Origin of the sequence: Cellulomonas sp. APG4, from assembly GCF_009996735.1 — a bacterium.
In the GTDB taxonomy this organism is placed as follows: domain Bacteria; phylum Actinomycetota; class Actinomycetes; order Actinomycetales; family Cellulomonadaceae; genus Actinotalea.
Genome location: NZ_JAACYI010000002.1, coordinates 170,737 through 193,935 on the forward strand (window position 1 = coordinate 170,737; position 23,199 = coordinate 193,935).

The window sequence follows — 23,199 nt, forward strand, 5'->3', positions numbered from 1 at the left end:
CCGGGGAGGGGGCTCAGGGCGTCGGGCGCGGTCTCAGATGTTGAAGCCGAGGGCGCGCAGCTGCTCGCGGCCGTCAGGCGTGATCTTCTCGGGACCCCACGGCGGCATCCACACCCAGTTGATCCGGAACCCGTCGACGAGGCCGTCGAGCGCAGCGGCTGACTGGTCCTCGATCACGTCGGTGAGCGGGCACGCGGCCGACGTGAGCGTCATGTCGACCACGGCGTGGTTGTTCGGGTCCACCGTGACCCCGTAGACGAGGCCCAGGTCCACGACGTTGATCCCGAGCTCGGGGTCGATGACGTCGCGCAGGGCCTCCTCGACGTCGGCGGCCGTCGGCGGTCCCGGGACGGGCTGCTGGTCGGTCGTCGTCATGCGTCCTCCTTGGTCGTGGCCGCCCCGGACTGCACCAGGGCGTCGTGCAGCGCCATCCAGCCGAGCAGCGCGCACTTGATGCGGGCGGGGTAGCGCGCGACCCCGGTGAAGGCGGTCGCGTCCCCGAGCCGGTCCTCGGACGCCTCGTCGAGCCCTGCGCCGCGTGCGTGCATGAGCTCGCGGAACGTGGTGCCGAGCTCCTCCGCCTCGCTGACGGGGACGCCCGTCACGAGCTCGGACATCACCGAGATCGAGGCCTGGGAGATCGAGCACCCCTGGCCCTCCCAGCTCACCTTCTCGAGACCGCCCTGCTCACCGAGGTGCACGCGCAGGGTCACCTCGTCCCCGCAGGTCGGGTTGACCTGGTGGGACTCGGCGGCCGAGCCGTCGGCGAGGCCCTTGCCGTGCGGGTTCTTCGCGTGGTCCAGGATCAGCTGCTGGTACAGCTGCTCCATCGAGCTGCTCATGCCGGGCCTCCGTCGCTCACCTCGTCGAGACCGAAGAAGGGTCGCACGCGGGCGAGGGCCTCGCCGAACGCCGCGACCTCCTCCGCCGTCGTGTAGATGCCCGCCGAGGCACGCGTGCTCGCAGTCGCCCCGAGCCGCCGGTGCAGCGGTTGCGCGCAGTGGTGACCCACGCGCACCGCGACACCTGCGTCGTCGAGCACCTGGCCCACGTCGTGCGCATGCACGCCGTCGACCACAACGGACACGGCCGCGAGCCTGGCCTCGGTGTCCGTCGGGCCGAGCACCCGCACGCCGGGGACCGCGGCGACGGCGTCGAGCAGCAGGCGAGCGATCTCCCGCTCGTGCGCGGCCACGGCGTCCATGCCAAGCTCGCGCAGGTAGCGCGCCGCGGCCCCCATCCCGACGGCCTGGGCCACCATCTGCGTCCCGGCCTCGAACCGCTGCGGCGGCGGCGCGTAGGTCGTGCTCTCCATCGTCACGACCTCGACCATCGAGCCGCCGGTGAGGAACGGTGGCATCGCCTCGAGCAGCTCGCGTCGTCCCCAGAGCGCGCCCACCCCCGTGGGGCCGAGCATCTTGTGGCCCGAGAAGACGGCCAGGTCGACCCCGAGCGCCGGCAGGTCCACCGGGAGGTGCGGCACGCTCTGGCACGCGTCGAGCACCGTCAGGGCGCCCACCTCGGCCGCGCGCGCGACGAACGCCGCGACGTCCGTGACCGCACCCGTGACGTTGGACGCGTGGGTGAACGCGAGCACCTTGGTGCGGTCGGTCACGACCGTCGCGAGGTCCTCGGTCCGCAACCGCCCGTCGTCGTGCACGCCGACCCACCGCAGGGTCGCGCCGGTGCGGGCGCACAGCTCCTGCCACGGGACCAGGTTGGCGTGGTGCTCGGCCTCGGTCACCACGACCTCGTCGCCCTCCCCGAGCGCGAGGCGGCGCGCGGCCGCACCACCCCGGCCGAGGCTCGCGTTCGACATCGCGTACGCGACCAGGTTGATCCCGGCCGTCGCGTTGGCCGTCCAGACGATCTCGTCCGCGGGCGCGCCGACGAGCGCCGCGACCTCGGCCCTCGCCTGCTCGAACGCGTCCGTCGCCTCCTCGGCGAGCTGGTGCGCGCCGCGGTGGACCGCGGCGTTGCGCTGCAGGTAGAAGTCCTGCTCGGCGTCGAGGACGACGTCGGGCTTCTGCGACGTCGCCCCCGAGTCGAGGTACACCAGCGGCCGGCCCCCGCGCACCGTGCGCTGGAGCAGCGGGAAGTCGGCGCGGACCGCCGCCAGCTCGGCCGCCGTGAGCATCAGGCCTGGCTCGCGGTGAGGAAGCGGTCGTAGCCCTCGGCCTCGAGGCGCTCGGCGAGCTCGGGGCCGCCCTCCTCGGCGATCCGGCCGTCGACGAACACGTGCACGAAGTCGGGCTGGATGTACCGCAGGATGCGCGTGTAGTGGGTGATGAGCAGCACGCCCACCTCACCGCTCGAGCGCACCCGGTTGACGCCCTCCGAGACGATGCGCAGCGCGTCGACGTCGAGGCCCGAGTCGGTCTCGTCCAGGATGGCGAACTTCGGGTTCAGGAGCTCCATCTGGAGGATCTCGTGGCGCTTCTTCTCGCCACCCGAGAAGCCCTCGTTGACGCTGCGCTCGGCGAAGGTCGGGTCCATGCGCAGGTTCTCCATCGCGGTGCGCACGTCCTTGACCCAGTGCCGCAGGGCGGGGGCCTCACCGCTGATCGCGGTCTTGGCCGTGCGCAGGAAGTTCGAGACGCTGACGCCCGGGACCTCGACGGGGTACTGCATGGCGAGGAACATGCCCGCGCGGGCACGCTCGTCGACGCTCATCTCGAGCACGTCCTCGCCGTCGAGCAGCACGGTGCCCGAGGTGATCTCGTACTTCGGGTGGCCCGCGAGGGAGTAGGCGAGGGTCGACTTGCCGGAGCCGTTCGGCCCCATGATGGCGTGGGTCTCACCGCTGCGGACGGTCAGGTCGACACCGCGCAGGATGGGCTTGGCGCCCTCCTTGGTCTCGACGCTGACGTGCAGGTCACGGATCTCGAGAGTGGACATGGCTTCTCCTCAGGCGTTCACGGTCGTGTCGACGTCCACGAGCACGCGGTCGCCGTCGATGGTCAGGGGGTACACGGGGACGGGGCGGGTCGCGGGCAGGGCCAGCGGCTCCCCGGTGCGCAGGTCGAAGGTCGATCCGTGCAGCCAGCACTCGATCGTGCGGTCCTCGACCTCGCCGTCGGACAGCGAGACCTGTCCGTGCGAGCAGATGTCGGAGATGGCGTGCCAGGTGCCGTCGCTGTCGCGCACGACGGCGACCTCGACGGGTCCGGCCTCGCCCTCGAGCTCGACGCGCAGCGCCGAGGCCGGGGCGACGTCGTCCACCATGCAGGCGAGCTGAGCGGTCACTCCTGCACCGCCACGCCCGCGATCTCGCTCATGGACTTCTCGAGCTCGGCCTCGATCGCCGCGATGAGCCGCTCCTCGACCTCGGGCACGCCGATCTGCTGGACGAGCTCGGCGAAGAAGCCGCGGACCACGAGACGACGTGCGTCGACCTCGGGGATGCCGCGCGAGCGCAGGTAGAACAGCTGCTCGTCGTCGAACCGACCGGTCGCCGACGCGTGCCCGGCGCCCTCGATCAGGCCCGTCTCGATCTCGAGGTTCGGGACCGAGTCGGCACGCGCCCCGTCCGTGAGCACGAGGTTCCGGTTGAGCTCGTAGGTGTCGGTGCCCTCGGCGGCGGCACGGATGAGCACGTCGCCCACCCAGACCGTGTGGGCACCCGCACCCTGCAGCGCACCCTTGTACGTGACCCGCGAACGGCACGAGGGCACGGCGTGGTCCACGAAGAGACGGTGCTCCTGGTGCTGGTCCGCGTCGGCGAAGTACAGGCCGAGCATCTCGACCTCGCCGCCCTCGCCCGTGAACTCGGCGTCGGGCGTGACGCGCACGACGTCGCCCCCGAGCGTCACGACGATGTGCTTGAGGGTGGCGTCCTTGCCGATCCGCGCGCGGTGCGAGGCCGCGTGGACGGACCCGGCTGCCCAGTCCTGGATCGTGACCACCGTCAGGTGCGCACCGTCCTCGACCACCATCTCGACGGTCTCCGTCAGCGTCGCGGCGCCCACGTGGTCGACGACGACGACGGCCTGCGACATGGGCTCGGCGTGGAGCAGCAGGTGTGCCGCGCTCGGCTCGGCGGACGCGTCGTCCGTCGTCCCCTCGACCCGCACGCTCGTGGCCGCCGTGGCGACCGCCTCACGCCGGACCGTCACGACCGTCGCCTCCGGGAACGACGCCCAGGCGGCAGCCGCGGTGCGGTCCCCCGGCCGGCCGGCCGTCCCGAGCCGCGCGTCGTCCCGCGGCACGATCTCGACGTCGACCTCGGGCGGGTTCACCACGGTCGTGCGCACGCCACCGCCGGTCAGCCCCTCCGCGTGGGCGAAGAGCGACGTCAGACGCGAGACCGGGGAGAAGCGCCACTCCTCCTCGCGCCCGCTCGGCACCGGGAAGTCCGCGAGCTCGAACGAGGTGCGGCGCGCGGCTCGCGACGTCTCGGGGACGGTGCCGACCCCGTGGGCGTGCGCGCCGTCGGCGACGGCGCGGCTGTGGTCGGTCGACAGGTCGGTGGTCATCTCGTCCGGGGGAACCTCTCCGTGGGGTGCGTGGGTCGCGGTGCTCGGCTCGGGCATCAGCCGACGGAGCCTTCCATCTGGAGCTCGATGAGGCGGTTGAGCTCGAGGGCGTACTCCATGGGCAGCTCACGCGCGATCGGCTCGACGAACCCGCGCACGATCATGGCCATCGCCTCGGTCTCCTCCATGCCGCGCGACATGAGGTAGAACAGCTGGTCCTCGCTCACGCGGGACACCGTCGCCTCGTGCCCCATCGACACGTCGTCCTCGCGGACGTCCACGTAGGGGTAGGTGTCCGAGCGCGAGACCTGGTCGACGAGCAGCGCGTCGCACAGCACGTTCGAGGCGGACGCCTCGGCACCCTCGAGCACCTGGACCAGGCCGCGGTAGGACGTGCGGCCACCGCCGCGGGCGACCGACTTCGAGATGATCGACGACGACGTGCGCGGAGCCGCGTGCACCATCTTGGCGCCCGCGTCCTGGTGCTGGCCCTCACCCGCGAAGGCGATCGAGAGCGTCTCGCCCTTGGCGTGCTCGCCCATGAGGTAGATCGCCGGGTACTTCATCGTGACCTTCGATCCGATGTTGCCGTCGACCCACTCCATGGTGGCGCCCTCGGCGGCCGTCGCGCGCTTGGTCACGAGGTTGTACACGTTGTTCGACCAGTTCTGGATCGTCGTGTAGCGCACGCGGGCGTTCTTCTTGACGATGATCTCGACGACGGCGCTGTGCAGCGAGTCGCTCGAGTAGATGGGGGCGGTGCAGCCCTCGACGTAGTGCACGTACGAGCCCTCGTCGGCGATGATCAACGTCCGCTCGAACTGGCCCATGTTCTCGGTGTTGATCCGGAAGTAGGCCTGCAACGGGATCTCGACGTGCACACCCGGCGGCACGTAGACGAACGAGCCGCCCGACCACACCGCCGTGTTGAGCGCGGCGAACTTGTTGTCCCCGGGCGGGATGACCGTGCCGAAGTACTGCTCGAAGATCTCCGGGTGCTCGCGCAGCGCCGTGTCGGTGTCGAGGAAGAGGACGCCCTGCTCCTCGAGGTCCTCACGGATCTGGTGGTAGACCACCTCGGACTCGTACTGCGCGGCGACGCCGGCGACGAGGCGCTGCTTCTCGGCCTCGGGGATGCCCAGGCGGTCGTAGGTCCGCTTGATCTCCTCGGGCAGCTCGTCCCAGCTCGTCGCCTGCTTCTCGGTCGAGCGGACGAAGTACTTGATGTTGTCGAAGTCGATGCCCGACAGGTCCGCGCCCCAGCTCGGCATGGGCTTCTTGTCGAACAGGCGCAGCGACTTGAGCCGCATCGTGAGCATCCACTCGGGCTCGTTCTTGAGTGCGGAGATGCGACGCACGACCGCCTCGGACAACCCGCGCTCGGCGGTCTCCCCGGCGGGGTCGGCGTCGTGCCACCCGTACCCGTAGCTGCCGATCGAGGCGATGATCTCCTCGTCGGTGGTCATCGGTTCGGTGGGTGCGCTCATCGTGTTCCCTCCACGGCCCCGCGTGCGGGGCCCTCGGATGCTGCCTGGTCGGGGTCAAGGCTGGACGGCGTCCGCCCGGGCGGGTCGGAGCCGGCGGCCAACGGGACGTGCGTCGTGCACACGTGCCCCCCGGTGGCCAGGGTCGACAACCGCTGGACGTGGACGCCCAGCAGCTCGGAGAAGACTCGGGTCTCGGCCTCGCACAGCTGGGGGAACTGCGCCGCCACGTCCTGCACCGGGCAGTGGCCCTGGCACAGCTGGAGAGCACGTCCGCCAGGGACGGGACGCACCGACGCTGCGAAGCCGTCGTCGGACAGGGTCGCGGCGAGCGACTCGGCCCGCTCGGCCGGCGTGCGGCCCGACACGTGGCGCGCGTGCCGTTCGCGGAGCTCGGCCGCACGGCGCCCGGCGAACGCCTCGACGGCGCGCGTGCCGACCACCTCGGCGAGGTAGTGCAGCGCCTGTGCGGCGAGGTCGGGGTACGCGCTCGTCAGACCGGCCTGTCCGCGCTCGGTCGCGACGAACCTGCGCGCCGGCCGGCCACGGCGGGCCGGGCCGGCCGCTCCCACGCGGTGCTCCGCGATCTGGCCGCACTCCTCGAGGGCGACGACGTGGCGACGCACGCCGGCCGGGGTGAGCTCGAGGTCGCGCGCGAGGTCGTGCACGGAGACGGGGCCCGCCTCGACCACGAGACGCAGGATCCGCTCGCGCGTCGTCTGCTCGGTCTCGCCCACGTGTGCGGCGCCGTCGAGATCCCCCCGGTGGACGGGGCGGCCGGGAGCGGCAGAGGTCGTGCGCGGCACCGTCGTGGGCACGTGCATCTCCCTCCGTCGCTTCGGTCGTGTCGGTCCAGGCGTGCGAGCCCGCTAGGGACCCGGCTCGCGCCCTCGAGCGCCCGAGGGCAGCACCGAGGTGACCGTCGAATAAGGCAACATGCTTGTTGCTCAAATGCTTCCCCGCAACCAAGGCCGACCTCACCTGACCCGGGCTGTGACGCATGTCTCGCCCGTCCCGGGGACACGCACCCGCCGGCGGGGGCCCGGGCACACGACCCGAGGGTCCCGGCACGACCCTCGCGACCTAGACTGCGTCCTCGTGCCCGTCACCACCGCCCCCGAGGACGCCGTCGTCGTGCGCGGCCTCGTCAAGCGTTACGGCCGGGGTGCACCGGCCGCCGTCGACGGCCTCGACCTGACCGCCGCCCGTGGGCGGGTCACCGCCGTGCTGGGCCCCAACGGCGCGGGCAAGACCACCACGGTCGAGTGCTGCGAGGGCCTGCGCTCGCCCGACGCGGGCAGCGTCCGTGTGCTCGGTCTCGACCCCGTGCGCGACGCACGCACCCTGCGCCCGCGGGTCGGCGTGATGCTCCAGGACGGCGGCCTGCCGTCCACCGTGCCCTCCGCCGAGGCGCTGCGTCACGTCGCCGCGATGTACGCGCGGCCACGCCCCGTCGAGGAACTCACCGAGCGCCTGGGCCTGGGGTCGTTCGCCCGCACGCAGGTGCGACGACTCTCGGGCGGTCAACGGCAGCGCCTCGCCCTCGCCGCCGCCCTGGTCGGTCGGCCCGAGGTCGTGTTCCTCGACGAGCCGAGCGCCGGGATGGACCCGCAGGCGCGCCTCGCCGTCTGGGACCTCGTACGGGAGCTCCGGGACAGCGGCGCGACCGTCCTCGTGACGACGCACCAGATGGCCGAGGCAGAGGCGCTCGCCGACCACGTGGTGGTGGTGGACCACGGCCGCGCGTTGGTCGCAGGGTCCCTCACCCAGGTGCTCGGTCCCGAGGAGGGTGAGCGTGTGCGCGTCACGCTGCGCGGCCCCGACGGCGCCCCGCCGGACCTGCCGCGACTCGCCCCCGGTCTCGCCGACACCCTGCGCGGCGCGGGGATCCCCGTCGCCGTGACGCCGACGCACGACGGCCTCGAGCTCGCGAGCCCGGCCGACCCGCGGCTGCTCCACCTCGTCACGGGCTGGGCGGTCGACGCCGACGTCGTGCTGACCTCGCTCGGCACGGGCCGTCGTACCCTCGAGGACGTCTTCCTCGACCTCACCGGACGGAGCCTGCGGTGACCGTGCCCGCCCCGCACCCCGGGCCCGCGGCCACCGCAGACGCGGAGGGCCTCGCGCTCGACGGACCGCACGCGGGCGCCGCGCCATGGCCGCGGCGCGTCGGCGCACAGGCGCTCGCCGAGATGCGGACGGTCCTGCGCAACGGCGAGCAGCTCGTCATCACGCTCGTGCTGCCGACGCTCCTCCTCGTCGTGCTGACGCGCACGGACCTCGTCGACCTCGGTACGGACGACCGTCTCTCGCTGGTCGCTCCTGGGGTGCTCGCCCTGGCGGTGATGTCGAGCGCGTTCACGTCGCAGGCGATCGCCACGGGCTTCGACCGACGCAACGGCGTGCTCCGCCTGCTCGCCACCACGCCGCTCGGCCGGAGCGGGCTCGTGCTCGGCAAGGTCGTGGGGATCTCGGCGATCGCGGCGCTGCAGATGGTCGTGCTCGCCGGGATCGCCGTCGCCCTCGGCTGGCGTCCCGAGCTCGCAGGGCTGCCCGCGGCGCTGGTGATGCTGGTGCTCGGCACGGCGGCCTTCAGCTCGCTCGCTCTGCTCCTCGCGGGCGTGCTCCGCGCCGAGGCCGTGCTTGCGGTGGCCAACCTCGTCTGGGTGCTGCTGCTCGCCGGAGGCGCCGTGCTGCTCCCCGCCGAGGTCCTGCCCGGACCCCTCGGTGACCTCGCGGGCCTGCTCCCCAGCGGTGCGCTCGGTGAGGGCCTGCGGTCCGCCTTCGCCGACGGCGTCCTGCGGCCCGGGTCTGTCCTCGTGCTCGCCGTGTGGACGCTCGTCGCCGGGAGCGCGACCGCGCGCTTCTTCCGCTGGAGCTGAGGCGCGTCAGCACGAGCGACCGGTGCACGTCACACGCTCACGTTCCTGACAGGCTCCGGGCGGCGACTACCGTGGAGCCGTGACCAGCACGACGAGTCCCCACCCGTCCGCGACGGCGCACGAGGCCGGTCGGCCACGCGGCATCCCGGCCTACCGCTGGGTCCGGCGCATCCTGTGGGCGAATCTCGTCGCGCAGATCGGGATCGTCGTCACGGGTGGTGCGGTGCGGCTCACCGGTTCCGGCCTGGGCTGCTCGACCTGGCCCCAGTGCGAGCCCGGGCAGTTCACGCCCGTCCTGCACGAGGCGACCTCGTGGCACCCGTTCATCGAGTTCGGCAACCGCACCCTGACGGGGGTGCTCGGCGTCCTCGCTGTCGCCGTCGTGTGGGTGGTCTGGCGCGATCGGCGCCGTGCCCCGGGTCTGCGACGGCTCGCGCTCGTGCCGCTCGCGGGGACGGCCGTCCAGGCGGTCGTCGGTGGGCTGACCGTACTCGTGGACCTGCACCCGGGCTGGGTCGGTGGTCACTTCTTGGTCTCGATGGCTCTCGTCGCGGCGTCCACGCTGCTCCTGGTGCGGCATCGCGAGCCCGACGTCGCACCGACCCCGGTGGTGACCCCGCAGGTGCGCCGGCTCACACCGCTGCTCTGGCCGGTGCTGGCCGTCGTGCTCACGCTCGGCGTGGTCGTCACGGGTGCGGGGCCGCACTCGGGCGACGCCGAGCTCGCCCAGCGCTGGCCCCTCGACCCCGTCGCGGTCGCCCGCGTGCACGCGCTGTCGGTCTGGACGTACATCGCCCTGGTCGTGCTGTGCCTCGTCCTGCTGCGCCGCACCGACGCGCCCACGACGACGCGTCGCGCGACGGTCGTCCTGCTCGCGGTCACCCTCGCACAGGGGCTGATCGGGTACGTGCAGTACTTCACCGACCTGCCCGAGGTGCTCGTCGCGAGCCACATGCTCGGCGCAGCGCTGCTCGTCGTCGCGCAGGTGCGCCAGACCACGAGCCTGCGCGAGCGCGCCGTGCTGGCCTGAGCCGCGCCGGACAAGGCGCCGTCAGGCTGGGCGGAGGTCCGTCCAGCCGCGCGCCTTGGCCGCCGCCGCCGCGAGCAGCCCCACGGCGGCCGACGGGTTGCGCAGCCGACCCGCGAGCACGTGACCCACGGCCTCGTCGAGCGGCACCCACCGCGCGACCATGTCGCGCTCCTCCTCGGTGCGTTGGTGCCGCCGGTCCTGCGGCACCTCGGCGAGTCCTCGCGCGAGGAACACCGTGATCGACTCGTCGCTCGAGCCCGGGCTCGTGAGGTACTCGGTCAGCACCCACCACGACTGCGCGACGAGGTCGGCCTCCTCGGCGAGCTCACGCTCGGCGGCGACCCTCAGGTCCTCGTCGGGAACGTCGCGCAGCCCCGCGGGCGGCTCCCACAGCTCTGCCCGCACCGGGTGCCGGTACTGCTGGAGCAGCAGCACCCGGTCCTCGTCGTCGAGGGCGACCACCGCGACGGCTCCGGGATGGCGCACGAACTCTCGACGCACCTCTGCGTGACCGAGGTCGACGGTGTCGCGCACGACGTCCCAGATCATCCCAGAGAACACGACCTCGGAACCGCGCACCTCACGGTGGGCGGGCCGGTCGGCGAGCGGCGAGCTCATGCCTCCCCGCGCACCTCGAGCGCCGCCCGCACGAGCCCCGCGAACAACGGGTGCGGGCGCGTGGGCCGCGACATGAACTCAGGGTGGGCCTGCGTCGCCACGTAGTACGGGTGCACGTCGGCCGGAAGCTCGACGAACTCCACGAGCGACGAGTCCGGGCTCACGCCGCTCACCACGAGCCCGGCCTCCTCGAGCTGCGCCCGGTAGGCGTTGTTGACCTCGTAGCGGTGGCGGTGGCGCTCGACCACGCGCTCCGTGCCGTACGCCTTCGCCACGACCGACCCAGGGGTCAGCACGGCCTCGTACCCGCCCAGCCGCATCGTCCCGCCGAGGTCGCCCTCACCGCCGACGATGGCGAGCTGCTCGGCCATCGTGGCCACGACGGGGTGCTCGGTGCCGGGGTCGAACTCGGACGACGACGCGTCCGCGAGGCCGAGCTGGGTGCGCGCGTACTCCATGACCATCACCTGCAGGCCGAGACAGATGCCGAGCGTCGGGACGCCGTGGGTCCGCGCCCACGTCAGGGCCCCGACCTTGCCCTCGATCCCCCGCACGCCGAAGCCTCCGGGAACCAGCACCGCGTCCACCCCGCCCAGGGCGCGTTCGGCGGCCTCGGGCGTGTCGCAGTCGTCGGACGCGACCCAACGGATCCGGACCCGCGCGTCGTTGGCGAACCCGCCCGCGCGCAGCGCCTCGGTGACCGAGAGGTAGGCGTCGGGGAGGTCGATGTACTTGCCCACGAGCGCGACCTCGACCTCGTGGGAGGGCTGGTGCACGGCACGCGTGACGCGCTCCCACCCGTCCCACTGGACGTCGTGGAACGGCAGGTTCAGGCGGCGCACGACGTAGGCGTCGAGACCCTCGCTGTGCAGCACGCGCGGGATGTCGTAGATGCTCGGCGCGTCGACGCAGGCGATGACGGCCTCGTTCTCGACGTCGCACATGAGCGCGATCTTGCGCTTGGTGCTCTCCTGGATGTCGCGATCGGCGCGCAGCACGAGGGCGTCGGGCTGGATGCCGATCGAGCGCAGCGCGGCGACCGAGTGCTGGGTGGGCTTGGTCTTCTGCTCGCCGCTGGGCCCGATGAACGGCACGAGTGAGACGTGCAGGAAGAACACGTCGTCGCGTCCGAGGTCGTGGCGCACCTGGCGCGCCGCCTCGAGGAACGGCTGCGACTCGATGTCACCCACCGTGCCGCCGATCTCGGTGATGATGACGTCGACCTCCGGACCGGCCTGCGCGCGCATGCGGGCCTTGATCTCGTCGGTGATGTGCGGGATCACCTGCACGGTGTCGCCGAGGTACTCGCCCCGACGCTCCTTGGCGATGACGCTCGAGTAGATCTGGCCGGTGGTGACGTTGGCCTCGGCCGTGAGGTCGACGTCGAGGAACCGCTCGTAGTGGCCGATGTCGAGGTCCGTCTCGGCACCGTCCGCGGTCACGAAGACCTCGCCGTGCTGGAACGGGTTCATGGTGCCCGGGTCGACGTTCAGGTACGGGTCGAGCTTCTGCATCGTGACCCGCAGACCCCGGGACCTCAGCAACCGGCCGAGGCTCGAGGCCGTCAGTCCCTTGCCGAGAGAGGAGGCGACGCCTCCGGTGACGAAGATGTGCCGGGTCGTGTTGTCCGACCGCCCGGAGAGTCGATTCGCGCGCTCTGCCACGGGCTTCCACTCTACCCGACGGCCGCCGAGGTCTCGCCCTCAGCTGCGGCGCGCCGCCGTGAGCCCGCGCAGCGTGGCCCGGTCCGCGGCACCCACCGCGACGAGCACCACGGCGCCTGCGACAGCTGCCCCGACCGCCCCGGCGCCCACAGCACCCAGGGGCCCGGTGGGGGCCAGCGCGTCGACGCACCACCGGCCGGCAAGGGCTCCCGCCGCGCCGCCCGCGATCGCGACCGCGAACGTCCGCGCCACTCCCCGGGTGCTCGCAGCGCCCGCCGCCCGGACGACGCCGAGCACGAGCCCCGCACCCGCGACCGCCATCCCGACGCTCGTCCCGAGACCGAGTCCTCGGAGCGTCCCGGCCTGGTCGGGCCCCCCGGGTGTCAGGGCGACGACGACGACCGCCGAGGCCGCCGCGACCGTGAGCCACCCGGTGGCGGTCGCCATGACCGCCGCGCGTCCGTGGTCGAGCGCGTAGAGGGCGCGCGACAGGTGCAGGATGAGTGAGAAGCCGAGCAGGCCCGGCGCCATCCAGGTGATCCCGGACGCCATGCCCGTGACGTCGCCGTCCGCGATGGGCGCGAACACCTGCTCGACCGCCGGTGCGACCGCGATGAGCGCCGACGCCCCCACGACGGCGACCACGAGCACGGTGCGGGTCGTGATCGCGCTCAGGTGCGCGAACCCGTCGCGGTCGCCCTGAGCCGCGCGCTCGGCGAGACGCGGCAGGGTGGCCGTCGCGAGCGGGAACGCGAGCACCGCGTAAGGCAGGAGGTAGACGGCCTGTGTGTAGAGGAAGACCGGGAAGGCGCCGTCACCCCCGTGCTCGTTCGCGAGGCGAAGGGCGACCAGCACGCTGACCTGCTGCGCGACGAGCGCACCGAGCCCCGCGAGCGCGAGGGCGCGGGCACGTGCAGCGACGCCGTCCGGGAAACGGAGCGTCGGACGCAGGCGAACCCCCGAGCGGTGCACCGGCCACAGCAGGGGCAGGCTCATCACGGCGACCCCAGCGGTGGTGCCCCACCCGAGCACGGCGATCGCCGGGGCGGCGATCGCCCCTGGGGCGTCGCGCGCACCCGGCGCCATGGCACCGAAGACGTAGAAGACGACGATCACGACGAGGCTGTTGAGCAGCGGGGCCATGGCGGCGGCGAGGAAGCGTCGCTGCGCCTGCAGCACCCCCGTGAGCACCACGCCCAGACCGTAGAGGGGGATCTGCGGGGCGAACATCGCGAGGAACCGGGCGGCGACGTCGAGCTGACCGGGATCGCCGGAGTCGAGGAAGACCGCCACGAGAGGCCGGGCGGCGACGGCCACGACCAGCGCGATCGGCACCAGGACGACCATGGCCCAACCGATGAGCGCCGAGGTCGTCCGATCGACATCGGCGCGGATCGATCGAGCGAGCGGGGCTGCGACGAGGGGGACGACCGCTCCCGCGAGCGCGCCTCCGGCGGCCACCTCGAAGAGCACGTTCGGGAGCGTGTTGGCCGAGGTGTACGCGGTACCGAGTGCGTTCGGCCCCACCTGGTCCGCCATGGCGAGCCAGCGGAGGAAGCCGACGATCCTGCTCGCCACGTTGACGAGCGCGATGAGTGCGGCGGCCCCAGCGAGGCCCGCGACCAGGTGCCGCGCGCCCGGCCGGGCCGAGGCGCCTTCGTCCGTGGTCAGCGCCGACCCCACTCGTCGATCGTGCGCAGCGCGGGCGTGCGCGCGATGACGTCGGTGAAGCTGACGCGCTCGCTCGCGAGCGTGAGGCCGACCGCTCCCGCGAGCAGAGCGAGCCGCACCGGACGCGGCGAGGACGCCACGGCCGCCGTCCCGACCAGCGCGCCGAGCGCGTTCGCCCCGCCGTCGCCCAGCATGTCGCGCTCGGCCAGGTCGGGCCCGAGCGCCGCGGCCGCTGCCCCGACGCACGCCGCGCCGAGGGGTGCGCCGGCGCCCACGAGCGCGGGGGCCGCGGCGATAGCCCCGGCCTTGAGTGCCCGTCCTGGCCGCAGGTCAAGGAGGTTGACGAGGTTCGCGGCGGCCGCGACGAGAGCACCCGACACGACGACGTCGCCCAGCCAGCCCGCGCGCTGCCCCCGCACCGGACGGCCGTGCAGCACCGCGGCGGCCACGAGGGACGTCGCGCCGATCCCGAGCACCTTGAGCCCACCCGTCGTGAGCTCGCCGTGGGCCAGCGCCCCTAGGTGCCCGCGCAGGCCCTTGCGCGTGCGGGACGCGTCCTCCGAGAGGTCGTCGACGAGGCCGAAGGCCGCTCCTCCTGCCGCCGCCAGGGCTCCTGCGAGGGCCGTCCGGCGTCCGCCGCCTCCACCCAGGAGCGCTCCCGCCACCAGGCCCGCCCCGACGGCGGGGCCCTCGAGGAGGCTGATGTCGGCACCCCGGTGGTTCACGCGCGTCCAGCGTCGGGCCGCGTCGCCCATGCCCGTCGTGCGGTCCAGCAGGGCCCGCACCCCCAGGGTCGCGGCCGCTGCCCCGAGGGAGCCTGTGAGCACCGCACCGGCGCGGCTCATCCGGTGGCCCCGTCGTCGGCGGTCTCCTCGCCCTGGCCGCCCTCCGTGGCGCCCGCGTCCGCCTCGCCGTCGCCGGTCCCGCCCTCGGGTGTCGTGCCCTCCCCCGTGGCCACGCGCACAGGCGGCTCGAGCTGGACGCGTGGTGGCATGGGCGTCCCGGCACCCGCGCCGAACCCGTAGTGACCCACGGTGCCGTCGATGCGGGCACCGAGCGCGAGCACCGCCGCGACCTGGCCGGCGACCTCGTTGACCGAGTCCACGGTGCTGATCTCCTCGGCCAGGTCCCCGGTCTGACGCACGGACCGTACGACGCTCGGGTCGGTGAGCTCACCGCCCGCCACCACGGCTGCGCCGGACCGGGCCTGAGCCGCGACCGCGATGGCGATCCCTGCGGCGACGCGTGCCTCCTGCTGCTCGGTCTCCGCCTGGGCCTCCTCGGGATCGGCCGAGGCCACCTGCTCCTGCTCGGCCTCGACCTCCTCGAGGCTCACCGTGGGGCCGGCGAGGAGCAGGACGACGTCGGCAGGCACGCCCGGCGCCGCGTCATAGGTGACGAGCCCTGCGTCGAGGAGCATCTGGAGAAGCACCTCGCTCTCCTGGGCCAGCCGGTCCGGGTCGGTCGGGTCCGCGCGCGTGAGCGACTGCACGAGGGCCTCGGCGAGCTCGGCCTCGGTCCCGGCGTCGTCGGCGGGCACGGGCTCGAGGAAGTCGATCATGCTCCCGGCGAGGGAGGCACGGAACGACTGCTGCGTGGGGTCGACCCAGGTGTCGGTGACCTCCACGGCGCTCGTCACGGTCGCGTCCGCCTGGTCGACGAGGGTGAGCACGGACTCGTGCACCGCGGGGTCCACGTCGGCGAGCTCGATCACCGCGACGCGGCGGTCGGTCAGCACGCCGTCGAGCACGTCGGGTGCGAGCGCCGTCATGGCCGCGCGTGCCTGCTCGAGGTCGGTGGTCCGGGCGTCGAGCTCGGCCCGCAGGTCGCCCGAGCGGTTGCGCAGCTCCTCGACCTCCCCGGTCAGGGCGTCGCCGATCGACTCCTTGAGCGGGCCGGCGCCGAGCACGATGCCCACGGCGAGCGCCATGAACACCGAGATGAGCGAGACGAGGTGGTAACGGAAGTCGATCACGATGAGGTCTCTCGGTCGGGAGCGGTGGAGGTGGTCACACCCCACCGCCGAACAGGCCACGGACGGACGACCACACGCCGTCGTACCAGGCCGCGAGCAGGATGAAGAAGGTCTGGCCGGCCGCGGTCGAGGCCAGCGCGACGGTCAGGGCGAAGAGGCCCGCGATCACGAGCAGCCCCAGCTGCCAGCTCGAGATCCGCTGGCGGTAGAGCCGGGAGACGCCCTTGGCGTCGATGAGCTTCGACCCCACGCGCAGTCGGGTGAGGAAGGTGCTCGCCATGCCTGAGCGTCCCTTGTCGAGGAACTCGACGAGGGTCGCGTGGGTGCCCACGGCGACGATGAGCTCAGCTCCCTTGTCGTCCGCCAGGAGCATCGCGACGTCCTCGCTCGTGCCCGTGGCCGGGAAGACGACGTGGGGCACGCCCAGCTTCTCGACGCGCTCGACCCCGGGCGCACGGCCGTCGCGGTAGGCGTGCACCACGACCTCGGCCCCGCAGGTCAGCGCGCGGTCGGACACCGAGTCCATGTCACCGACGATCATGTCCGGGGTCCACCCCGCCTCGAGGATCGCGTCTGCGCCGCCGTCGACGCCCACGAGCACCGGGCGGTACTCCTTGATGTAGGGCCGCAGGACCACGAGGTCCTCCTTGTAGTGGTAGCCCCGCACGACGATGAGCACCTGGCGCCCGTCGATCGGTGTCGCGACGTCCGGCACCCCGACCCCGTCGAGCAGCAGCTCGCGCTCGCGGCGGAGGTAGTCCATCGTGTTCGCGGCGAAGGACTCGAGCTGGACGGCGAGGCCCGCACGCGCCTCCTCCATCGCGGCGGCGACGGACGCCGCGTCCTGCACCGTGCCCTCGGCGACCACGGTCTCGCCGTCGTGCACGGCGCCGTCCACGACGCGCACCCGACGCCCCTCGGTGAGCGTCAGCACGTCGGGGCCGAGGTCGTCGACGAGGGTGATCCCCGCCTGCACCAGGATGTCCGGTCCCAGGTTCGGGTAGCGGCCCGACGTCGAGCGGGCTGCGTTGAGCACCGCGAGGGGCTTGCACGCCGCGAGAGCCTCGGCCGATACCCGGTCGATGTCGAGGTGGTCGATCACCGCGATCTCACCGGGACGCAGCCGCTTGGTCAGGTTCTTGGTCCGTGGGTCGACGCGGACGACCCCTGCCAGCCCGTCGGGCTCGGTCGCGGGGGTCTGCTGCGTCCTACGAAGCGGTCTCATCGCGGGTCATCGTCCCACGACGGAGCGCTCGAGGAGCTCAGCGGCGTGCTCCCGCGCCGTGCTGGAGTCCTCCTGACCGGACAGCATGCGTGCGAGCTCGGCCACCCGGTCGTCGCCGTCGACCCGCCGGACGTCCGAGGCGGTGACGACGTCGGCCCCGGACTCGACCGACTTGCTCACGACGAGGTGCTGGTCCGCGAACGCCGCGACCTGCGCCAGGTGGGTGACCACGACGACCTGCGCCTGCTTCGAGAGCTCCGCCAGACGCCGGCCCACCTCGACGGCGGCCTTCCCGCCGACCCCCGCGTCGACCTCGTCGAAGACGAACGTGTCGGGCCGCGCCGCCCCTGAGCCGGGCGCGGTCGCGAGCGCGACCTCGATCGCGAGCATGACGCGCGAGAGCTCGCCTCCCGATGCACCCTGGCCGAGCGGACGCGCCGGGGCGCCCGCGTGCGGCTCGAGGTTCATGCGTACCTCCTCGGCGCCCCACGGGCCGGGCTCGTCGAGCGTCTCGAGCTCCACCACCAGGCGGGCCGAGGACATCGCGAGGCCCGTGAGCTCGTCCGTGACCGCTCGGGCGAGGACGTCGGCGGCCGAGCGTCGCACCTGGGTCACTCGCGCTGCGCACGCGAGCAGCTCGGTCTCGAGGTCGGCGAGCCGCTCGCGGATCTCCTCGGTCCGCGTCTCGCCGCCATCGAGCTCGAGCAGGCGGCGGCCGGCGCCCTCGGCCCAGGCGAGCACGTCGTCGACGGTCCCGGCGTGGGTGCGGGCGAGGGCCGTGAGCTCGGCACGGCGACGATGCACGACGTCGAGCCGTGCAGGGTCGGCCTGGAGGTCCTCGCCGTAGCCGGCGAGCTCGGTCACGAGGTCTGCGACGAGGTACCCGACCTCCGCCACCCGCGTCGCGAGCTGTGCCAGCTGGTCGTCGTGCTCGGACACCTGCTCAAGTGCACGCCGCGCGTCGTCGACACAGACTGCCGCCCCGCCGACGTCCCCCAGGTCGCCGCCTCCGCCGAGGGCGTCGTGCGCGGAGCGCGCGGCCGTGCGCAACGCCTCTGCGTGGTCGAGGCGTTGCGCCTCGGCGGCGAGCTCGTGGTCCTCACCTGGCTGCGGGTCGACCCGCTCGACCTCGGCGAGCCCCACCCGGAGCAGCTCGGCCTCGTGCCGACGCTCGGCGTCGTGGGTCAGGATCTCGTCGAGCTCGGCCGCCAGCTGCCGACGCTCGGCCCACGCACGCCTGTACGCGCTCAGCGCCTCGTCGAGGTCGGGCCCGGCGAAGGCGTCGAGCGCCTCACGCTGTCGCTGCGGCGAGCGCAGGCGGTTCTGCTCGGCCTGCCCGTGCACCGTGACCAGCTGGTCGGCGAGCTCGGCGAGCAGTCCCTGCGGCACCGTGCGACCCCCGAGAACTGCACGCGAGCGTCCGGCCGCCGCGACCGTACGTGCGACCACGAGGGAGCCGTCGTCGTCGACCGTCGCGCCGGCCTCGAGAGCGCGCGCGGCGACGGGTGACCCGTGCGGCAGCACGAAGCACCCCTCGGCGCTGGCCTGGGTCGCGCCCGCCCGCACCGCACCGGCGTCGGCGCGACCGCCGAGGATCAGCCCGAGCCCGGTGAGGACCATCGTCTTGCCGGCCCCCGTCTCGCCGGTGATCACCGTGAGGCCGGGCCCGAGGGGCACGTGGGCGCTCGTGATGACGCCCAGGTTCTCGATCCGGATGTCCTCGATCACGTGCTCCGCCCCCGCGGGTCTTCGGCGCGGGCTCCGTCCGCGCCCGGGCTCACGTCGCCGACGTCCGGGACGCCGTTCGGCGCGCGCCCACGCCACCCGCTGACGGGGAGCGCGAACCTCGAGACCAACCGATCCGTGAACGGCGCATGGCTCAACCGGGCCAGCCGGATGGGGGTCTCCCCGCGCCGCACCTCGATCCGCGTCCCCACCGGGAGCTCGGCGCTGCGGCGCCCGTCGCAGGTCAGCCCGCCGGCACTCGACGACCTGGCCAGGATCTCGACCGCGAGCACCGACCGTGGCCCCACGACCAGCGGACGGGCGAAGAGCGCGTGCGCCGAGATCGGCACGAGCAGCATCGCGTCGACGTCCGGCCACACGACGGGCCCTCCGGCGGAGAACGCGTGCGCCGTCGACCCCGTCGACGTCGCCATGACCACCCCGTCGCAGCCGAAAGACGACAGGGGGCGCCCGTCCACCTCGACGACGACCTCGACCATGCGAGCGCGATCGGCCTTCTCGATGGTCGCCTCGTTGATGGCCCAGTAGCTCTCGGGTCGTGCGCCGGGCCGCATCACCCGCACGTCGATCGTCCCGCGCTCCTCGACGTCGAACTCGCCTGCCGCGATGCGCCGCACCGCCTCGTCGATGTCCTCGCGCTCGCTCTCTGCGAGGAAGCCGATGTGCCCGAGATTCACACCCAGCAGGGGGACGTCCATGCCGTACGTGAGCTCGGCCGCGCGCAGGATCGTGCCGTCACCGCCGAGCACGATCGTCATCGCGAGGTCGTCGGTCCCCGTGAGCTGGTGCTCGAGGACAGGCTGCAGGCCCGCGCGCCGGAGCGAATCGACGGCCTCGCGGGCCGCCGCGACCGCCTCAGGTCGCCCGCTGTGCGTCACCACCAGGACCGATCTCATGCGTGCTCCTCGACGAGCACGGCAGTCCCGTCGACGACCGCGCTGCGGACGGCCACCACGATCCGAGGCGACGCCCCGCCCTCGAGAGCCTCGCCGCGATGACCCACGTCCACCCGCACGAAGTACTCGACGTTCCCGTGCTCGCCAGGGACGGGGCTCGGCACGACTGCGCGTACGAGACCGCCGCACCGCCGCGCCGCCTCGACCACTGACAGCACCGCCTCGGAACGCAAGGACGGCGACGAGACCACCCCGCGCGCTCCCAGTCGCGCCCGCCCGACCTCGAACTGCGGCTTGACCATCGCGAGCAGCACGGCGCCGCGCGCGCAGACCTCCATGACGGGAGGGAGGGCGAGGGTCAGCGAGATGAAGGAGAGGTCCGCCACGGCGAGCGAAGGCTCGGGGCCGGGCAGCACACCCGGGCGGAGGTCGCGCACGTTGACACCCTCGAGGAGGGTCAGACGTTCGTCGCCGCGCAGCTCAGGTGCGAGCTGACCGTGACCCACGTCGAGCGCGACGACGTGGTGCGCCCCACGCTCGAGCAACACCTGCGTGAACCCCCCGGTCGACGCACCGACGTCGAGCGCGTCGACACCCTCGACGACGACGGGCACCCCGAGCCGGTCGAGCGCATCAAGCGCGCCGACGAGCTTCAGCGCGGCGCGCGAGACGTACTCTGTCGGCCCGGCGGAGACGGCGACCTCCGCGTCCGACGATATGCCCTGGGACGGCTTGCGCGCAGTCGCGCCGGCCACGCTCACGCGGCCGTCGACGACGAGTTCCGCAGCGCGCGCGCGAGATCGTGCGAGCCCGCGCCGCACGAGCTCCGCGTCCAGCCTCGACGTGGTCCTCGACGTCATTCGCGGGTCTCGGCCAGCCGGTCGGAGAGAGCACCGTGCACCGCCTCGTAGACCGCGACGTGCTCGCGTACCGGCCGCGCGTGCAGGCCGTCGAGAACGCTCAGTGCGGCGTCGACGGAGGAATCCCCCGTCGCGGTCACGGTCGGGCCGCCATCCTCGTGCCGTTCGACCTGATCCACCGCTCGCCTCCTCGTCCCGTCGCCCTGCGCACACGTTCTCCGTGCCACGCTACCGCCCGCACACGCGCGCGTCGGTCTCCCTTCCACAGACACCCCCGCACCGGAGCCGACAAGGCGCAGCCGCGCAGGTCTCGTGCTAGACGACGCCGAGATCCGGCAGCGTCCCGGCCGTGAGCGCGCGCCCGGCGTCTGCGGCGCTCCACGCCGCGGCGCACGCGACGCGCACACGGTCGAGCGAGTCGCCCGCATCTCTCATCTCGAGAGAGTCGTCGACCACCCGTGCGGCCGCATCGCGGCACGCCCACCAGCCGTCGCGAAGCACAGGGACAGGATGCGGCTCGAGCAGGCTGCGCAGGTCGGCGCCGAGGAAGCTGGGACGCTCGCCGGGTTTGGCGAGCACCGCGTCCCGAGCCGTGCTCACACCCGTCAGCACGTGGAGTCCCGGGAAACCCGCCGCGCGAGCTCCCGCAAGATCGGTGTCCAGCCTGTCTCCGACCACCAAGGTGCGCTTACCTCCGAAGCGCTCGACCGCAAGACGGAACAACGCGGGCGACGGCTTGCCCGCGCTCACCGGCTCCACACCGGTCGCAGCGCGGACGACCTCGACGAGCGCGCCGTTACCGGGCGCGAGACCGAGCTCGTTCGGCAGCGTCATGTCCCGGTTGCTCGCGACGTGCCATGCGCCGCGCTGGATCGCGTACGCCGCCTGCGCAAGGTGGCGCCATCCGACGTCGGGCGCGAAGCCCTGCACCACGGCAACCGGTTCCTCGTCGGCCGACGACACGACCGCGAAGCCCTTGGCCCGCACAGCCGTGACCAGACCAGCACCACCGACGACCAAGACCCGATCGCCGCGCGCAAGTCGGGTCGCGAGCACCTCGGCGGCGGCCTGGGCGGCGGTCATCACGTCATCGGCGCCGGCGGGGATGTCGAGCCTCGAGAGGTGGTCGGCGACCTCTTCCGGCTCACGCGATGCATTGTTCGTGACGAAGGCCAGGCGCAGCCCGGCAGCTCGGGCCGCGCCCAAGCTCGACGCCGCGTGATCGACCGGCAAGGGCCCCCGGTACGCCACTCCGTCGAGATCGACCAGGGCGAGGTCGAACGCCTCGCACAGCGGTTCAGTCGACTCCGCCAGCATCATGCCTCGTCCTCCGCTTGCCCACCCTCAGCCGTCCGTGATCTCCGGTCGACGACGGCTCCTGCACGAGGCGCAGAAGCTTCCGACTCGAGGTCGTACACGACGACGTCTTCCTCGTCGCGCCCCGTGGCCCCTTCGGCCGCGAGGAGCGACGAGGCCTCTTCCGCGCGACCCGCAGCCTCGAGGGCGGCCGCGCGTGCGATCACTACGCGCGCGCGCAGCTCCGCCGTCGCGCGGGCCACCACGGGACCGTCGAGAACTGCCAGAGCGGCCTCCGGATCCCCGAGGTCGAGCCTGGCCCCGCTGACGACAAGTGCGAGCTCGACCTGCAGCTCGGGCGGGAGCTCACGCACGACCTCGTCCTGCGCGATGGCCAGGGCGCGCTCCGGGCGGCCGAGTCCGCGCTCGCAGTCCGCCATCAACGGCAGGTGCTCGTTCGACCCGTTCAAGCGCCGGACGGTCCGCAACTCGCGGAGAGCCTCCGCGTAGCGACCCGTTCGGTACGCCGTGATGCCAGCGGCCTCACGCACGACGTCAACCCGCCCGGCACGTCGCACCGCCGCCTGCGCGTGCGCGTATGCAAGCTCGGGATCGTCGTCCAAGAGGCGCCCGGCCATGACCAGGTGCCGCGCGACCCCGTCCGCATTCTCCCTGCTGAGCGTCCGCAGACGCGCCCGAGCGGCCCTGTCGAGATCGCTCGCCTGGACCTCGTCGGGAATCTCTGGCGCACGCGGACCGCGAGGTGAGGCGTCGGAGCCTGAACCTCCTCGTCGAGCGTGCAACCGGGCTGACGCGTCGTCGTCAGCCTCTCTACGACCGTCGCGCGCTCGGGTCGCTCCGTCGCGATCGGCTCGTCCTCGCCGGGCCCCGGCGGTACCTCCGCGTGACCTGCGTCCGTCCGCTCCCTGGCCCACGGCGGACGCACCACCCTCGCCTTGACCGCGCGCGGGCCGTCCTCGGCCCTCACCCGCCGTCGCCGTTGAACGACCTGCGTCGCGCACGTCGGACCGTGCCCCATCCCGACCGCGGTCGCCGGGCGTGCTGTCGACACTGGGCCGCGACCTCTCGTCACCGCGACCGCGGTCGTCTTGATCCTGCTGCACGTGTGGAGTGTCCTTTCGAGGCCTGTCGGCAGATCATCTCATGGTCGGAGGGCTGAATGCAGAAAGGGCCACCCCGGTGGGGTGGCCCTTTCTGAAAGGATGTTCGGCGGCGACCTACTCTCCCACACAGTCTCCCGTGCAGTACCATCGGCGCAGAAGGGCTTAGCTTCCGGGTTCGGAATGGAGCCGGGCGTTTCCCCTTCGCTATGACCGCCGTAACTCTATGGAGATGTCAATCGGTGTCCCGACCGTA

General features: G+C 73.0%; 23 protein-coding genes and 1 rRNA gene. 3 read left to right on the forward strand and 21 right to left on the reverse strand.

Annotated features, from left to right (window positions below):
* Positions 1-33: 33 nt before the first annotated feature.
* From GXB85_RS02875 to GXB85_RS02910, 8 genes are read right to left on the reverse strand one after another with little or no spacing between them, the layout of a single operon-like run.
* On the reverse strand, positions 34-375 hold the full coding sequence (locus GXB85_RS02875) for a metal-sulfur cluster assembly factor (RefSeq protein ID WP_161916125.1): 342 nt from the start codon (positions 373-375) through the stop codon (positions 34-36).
* Complete coding sequence (gene sufU / locus GXB85_RS02880; RefSeq protein WP_161916126.1) at positions 372-842, reverse strand: Fe-S cluster assembly sulfur transfer protein SufU; 471 nt, start codon at positions 840-842, stop codon at positions 372-374. The genes GXB85_RS02875 and sufU overlap by 4 nt, the downstream gene beginning before the upstream one ends.
* The gene (locus GXB85_RS02885; protein ID WP_161916127.1) at positions 839-2,137 is read right to left on the reverse strand and encodes a SufS family cysteine desulfurase; all 1,299 of its coding nucleotides are present in this window, start codon (positions 2,135-2,137) and stop codon (positions 839-841) included. The genes sufU and GXB85_RS02885 overlap by 4 nt, the downstream gene beginning before the upstream one ends.
* Positions 2,137-2,898 carry a Fe-S cluster assembly ATPase SufC gene (gene sufC, locus GXB85_RS02890; RefSeq protein ID WP_161916128.1) on the reverse strand — a complete coding sequence of 254 codons (762 nt, stop codon included), beginning with the start codon at positions 2,896-2,898 and terminating at the stop codon, positions 2,137-2,139. Before sufC ends, GXB85_RS02885 begins: the two co-directional genes overlap by 1 nt.
* A gap of 9 nt (positions 2,899-2,907) precedes the next feature.
* Positions 2,908-3,246, reverse strand: coding sequence for a non-heme iron oxygenase ferredoxin subunit (locus GXB85_RS02895; RefSeq protein WP_161916129.1), 339 nt, complete (start codon positions 3,244-3,246; stop codon positions 2,908-2,910).
* Positions 3,243-4,475: a Fe-S cluster assembly protein SufD gene (gene sufD, locus GXB85_RS02900; RefSeq protein ID WP_161916209.1), complete on the reverse strand. Its 1,233-nt coding sequence runs from the start codon at positions 4,473-4,475 to the stop codon at positions 3,243-3,245. Before sufD ends, GXB85_RS02895 begins: the two co-directional genes overlap by 4 nt.
* 56 nt (positions 4,476-4,531) lie before the next feature.
* Complete coding sequence (gene sufB / locus GXB85_RS02905; RefSeq protein WP_161916130.1) at positions 4,532-5,962, reverse strand: Fe-S cluster assembly protein SufB; 1,431 nt, start codon at positions 5,960-5,962, stop codon at positions 4,532-4,534.
* Positions 5,959-6,777, reverse strand: a complete 819-nt coding sequence (locus GXB85_RS02910; protein ID WP_370523964.1) for a helix-turn-helix transcriptional regulator — start codon at positions 6,775-6,777, stop codon at positions 5,959-5,961. The genes sufB and GXB85_RS02910 overlap by 4 nt, the downstream gene beginning before the upstream one ends.
* Positions 6,778-7,057: 280 nt before the next feature.
* On the opposite strand from GXB85_RS02910, the gene GXB85_RS02915 reads away from it, so the two are divergent.
* The 3 genes from GXB85_RS02915 (at position 7,058) to GXB85_RS02925 (ending at position 9,871) form a co-directional block, all read left to right on the forward strand.
* A complete protein-coding gene (locus GXB85_RS02915; RefSeq protein ID WP_370523965.1) occupies positions 7,058-8,029 on the forward strand; it encodes an ATP-binding cassette domain-containing protein in 972 nt (323 codons plus the stop codon).
* Positions 8,030-8,031: 2 nt separating this feature from the next.
* The gene (locus tag GXB85_RS02920; protein ID WP_370523976.1) at positions 8,032-8,841 is read left to right on the forward strand and encodes an ABC transporter permease; all 810 of its coding nucleotides are present in this window, start codon (positions 8,032-8,034) and stop codon (positions 8,839-8,841) included.
* 79 nt (positions 8,842-8,920) lie between these two features.
* On the forward strand, positions 8,921-9,871 hold the full coding sequence (locus tag GXB85_RS02925; RefSeq protein ID WP_370523966.1) for a heme A synthase: 951 nt from the start codon (positions 8,921-8,923) through the stop codon (positions 9,869-9,871).
* Between the two features lie 21 nt (positions 9,872-9,892).
* Here GXB85_RS02925 and GXB85_RS02930 read toward each other — a convergent pair whose 3' ends face one another.
* The 13 genes from GXB85_RS02930 to rrf all read right to left on the reverse strand — a co-directional run bounded on the left by GXB85_RS02930 (position 9,893) and on the right by rrf (position 23,164).
* Entirely contained in the window at positions 9,893-10,489 is a 597-nt protein-coding gene (locus GXB85_RS02930) for an NUDIX domain-containing protein (protein WP_161916132.1), read from the reverse strand.
* Positions 10,486-12,153 carry a CTP synthase gene (locus tag GXB85_RS02935; RefSeq protein WP_161916133.1) on the reverse strand — a complete coding sequence of 556 codons (1,668 nt, stop codon included), beginning with the start codon at positions 12,151-12,153 and terminating at the stop codon, positions 10,486-10,488. Before GXB85_RS02935 ends, GXB85_RS02930 begins: the two co-directional genes overlap by 4 nt.
* A gap of 39 nt (positions 12,154-12,192) precedes the next feature.
* A complete protein-coding gene (gene murJ, locus GXB85_RS02940; protein ID WP_370523967.1) occupies positions 12,193-13,836 on the reverse strand; it encodes a murein biosynthesis integral membrane protein MurJ in 1,644 nt (547 codons plus the stop codon).
* A complete protein-coding gene (locus GXB85_RS02945; RefSeq protein WP_161916134.1) occupies positions 13,821-14,669 on the reverse strand; it encodes a hypothetical protein in 849 nt (282 codons plus the stop codon). The genes murJ and GXB85_RS02945 overlap by 16 nt, the downstream gene beginning before the upstream one ends.
* Entirely contained in the window at positions 14,666-15,799 is a 1,134-nt protein-coding gene (locus GXB85_RS02950) for a copper transporter (protein WP_161916135.1), read from the reverse strand. Before GXB85_RS02950 ends, GXB85_RS02945 begins: the two co-directional genes overlap by 4 nt.
* Positions 15,800-15,833: 34 nt before the next feature.
* Entirely contained in the window at positions 15,834-17,024 is a 1,191-nt protein-coding gene (steA, locus tag GXB85_RS02955) for a putative cytokinetic ring protein SteA (protein ID WP_161916136.1), read from the reverse strand.
* A 6-nt stretch (positions 17,025-17,030) separates the two neighbouring features.
* Positions 17,031-18,752 carry a DNA repair protein RecN gene (gene recN, locus GXB85_RS02960; RefSeq protein WP_161916137.1) on the reverse strand — a complete coding sequence of 574 codons (1,722 nt, stop codon included), beginning with the start codon at positions 18,750-18,752 and terminating at the stop codon, positions 17,031-17,033.
* Positions 18,749-19,666 carry an NAD kinase gene (locus GXB85_RS02965; RefSeq protein WP_161916138.1) on the reverse strand — a complete coding sequence of 306 codons (918 nt, stop codon included), beginning with the start codon at positions 19,664-19,666 and terminating at the stop codon, positions 18,749-18,751. The genes recN and GXB85_RS02965 overlap by 4 nt, the downstream gene beginning before the upstream one ends.
* A complete protein-coding gene (locus GXB85_RS02970; RefSeq protein ID WP_161916139.1) occupies positions 19,663-20,526 on the reverse strand; it encodes a TlyA family RNA methyltransferase in 864 nt (287 codons plus the stop codon). Before GXB85_RS02970 ends, GXB85_RS02965 begins: the two co-directional genes overlap by 4 nt.
* The gene (locus GXB85_RS17760) at positions 20,523-20,705 is read right to left on the reverse strand and encodes a hypothetical protein (protein ID WP_202627477.1); all 183 of its coding nucleotides are present in this window, start codon (positions 20,703-20,705) and stop codon (positions 20,523-20,525) included. Before GXB85_RS17760 ends, GXB85_RS02970 begins: the two co-directional genes overlap by 4 nt.
* 136 nt (positions 20,706-20,841) lie before the next feature.
* Positions 20,842-21,846 (reverse strand): HAD-IIA family hydrolase, encoded by a 1,005-nt coding sequence (locus tag GXB85_RS02975; protein ID WP_161916140.1) that lies wholly within the window; start codon positions 21,844-21,846, stop codon positions 20,842-20,844.
* Positions 21,843-22,292, reverse strand: coding sequence for a hypothetical protein (locus GXB85_RS17765; protein WP_202627478.1), 450 nt, complete (start codon positions 22,290-22,292; stop codon positions 21,843-21,845). Before GXB85_RS17765 ends, GXB85_RS02975 begins: the two co-directional genes overlap by 4 nt.
* Positions 22,293-23,047: 755 nt before the next feature.
* Positions 23,048-23,164: ribosomal RNA gene (gene rrf, locus GXB85_RS02985) — 5S ribosomal RNA — on the reverse strand.
* Between the last annotated feature and the right edge of the window lie 35 nt (positions 23,165-23,199).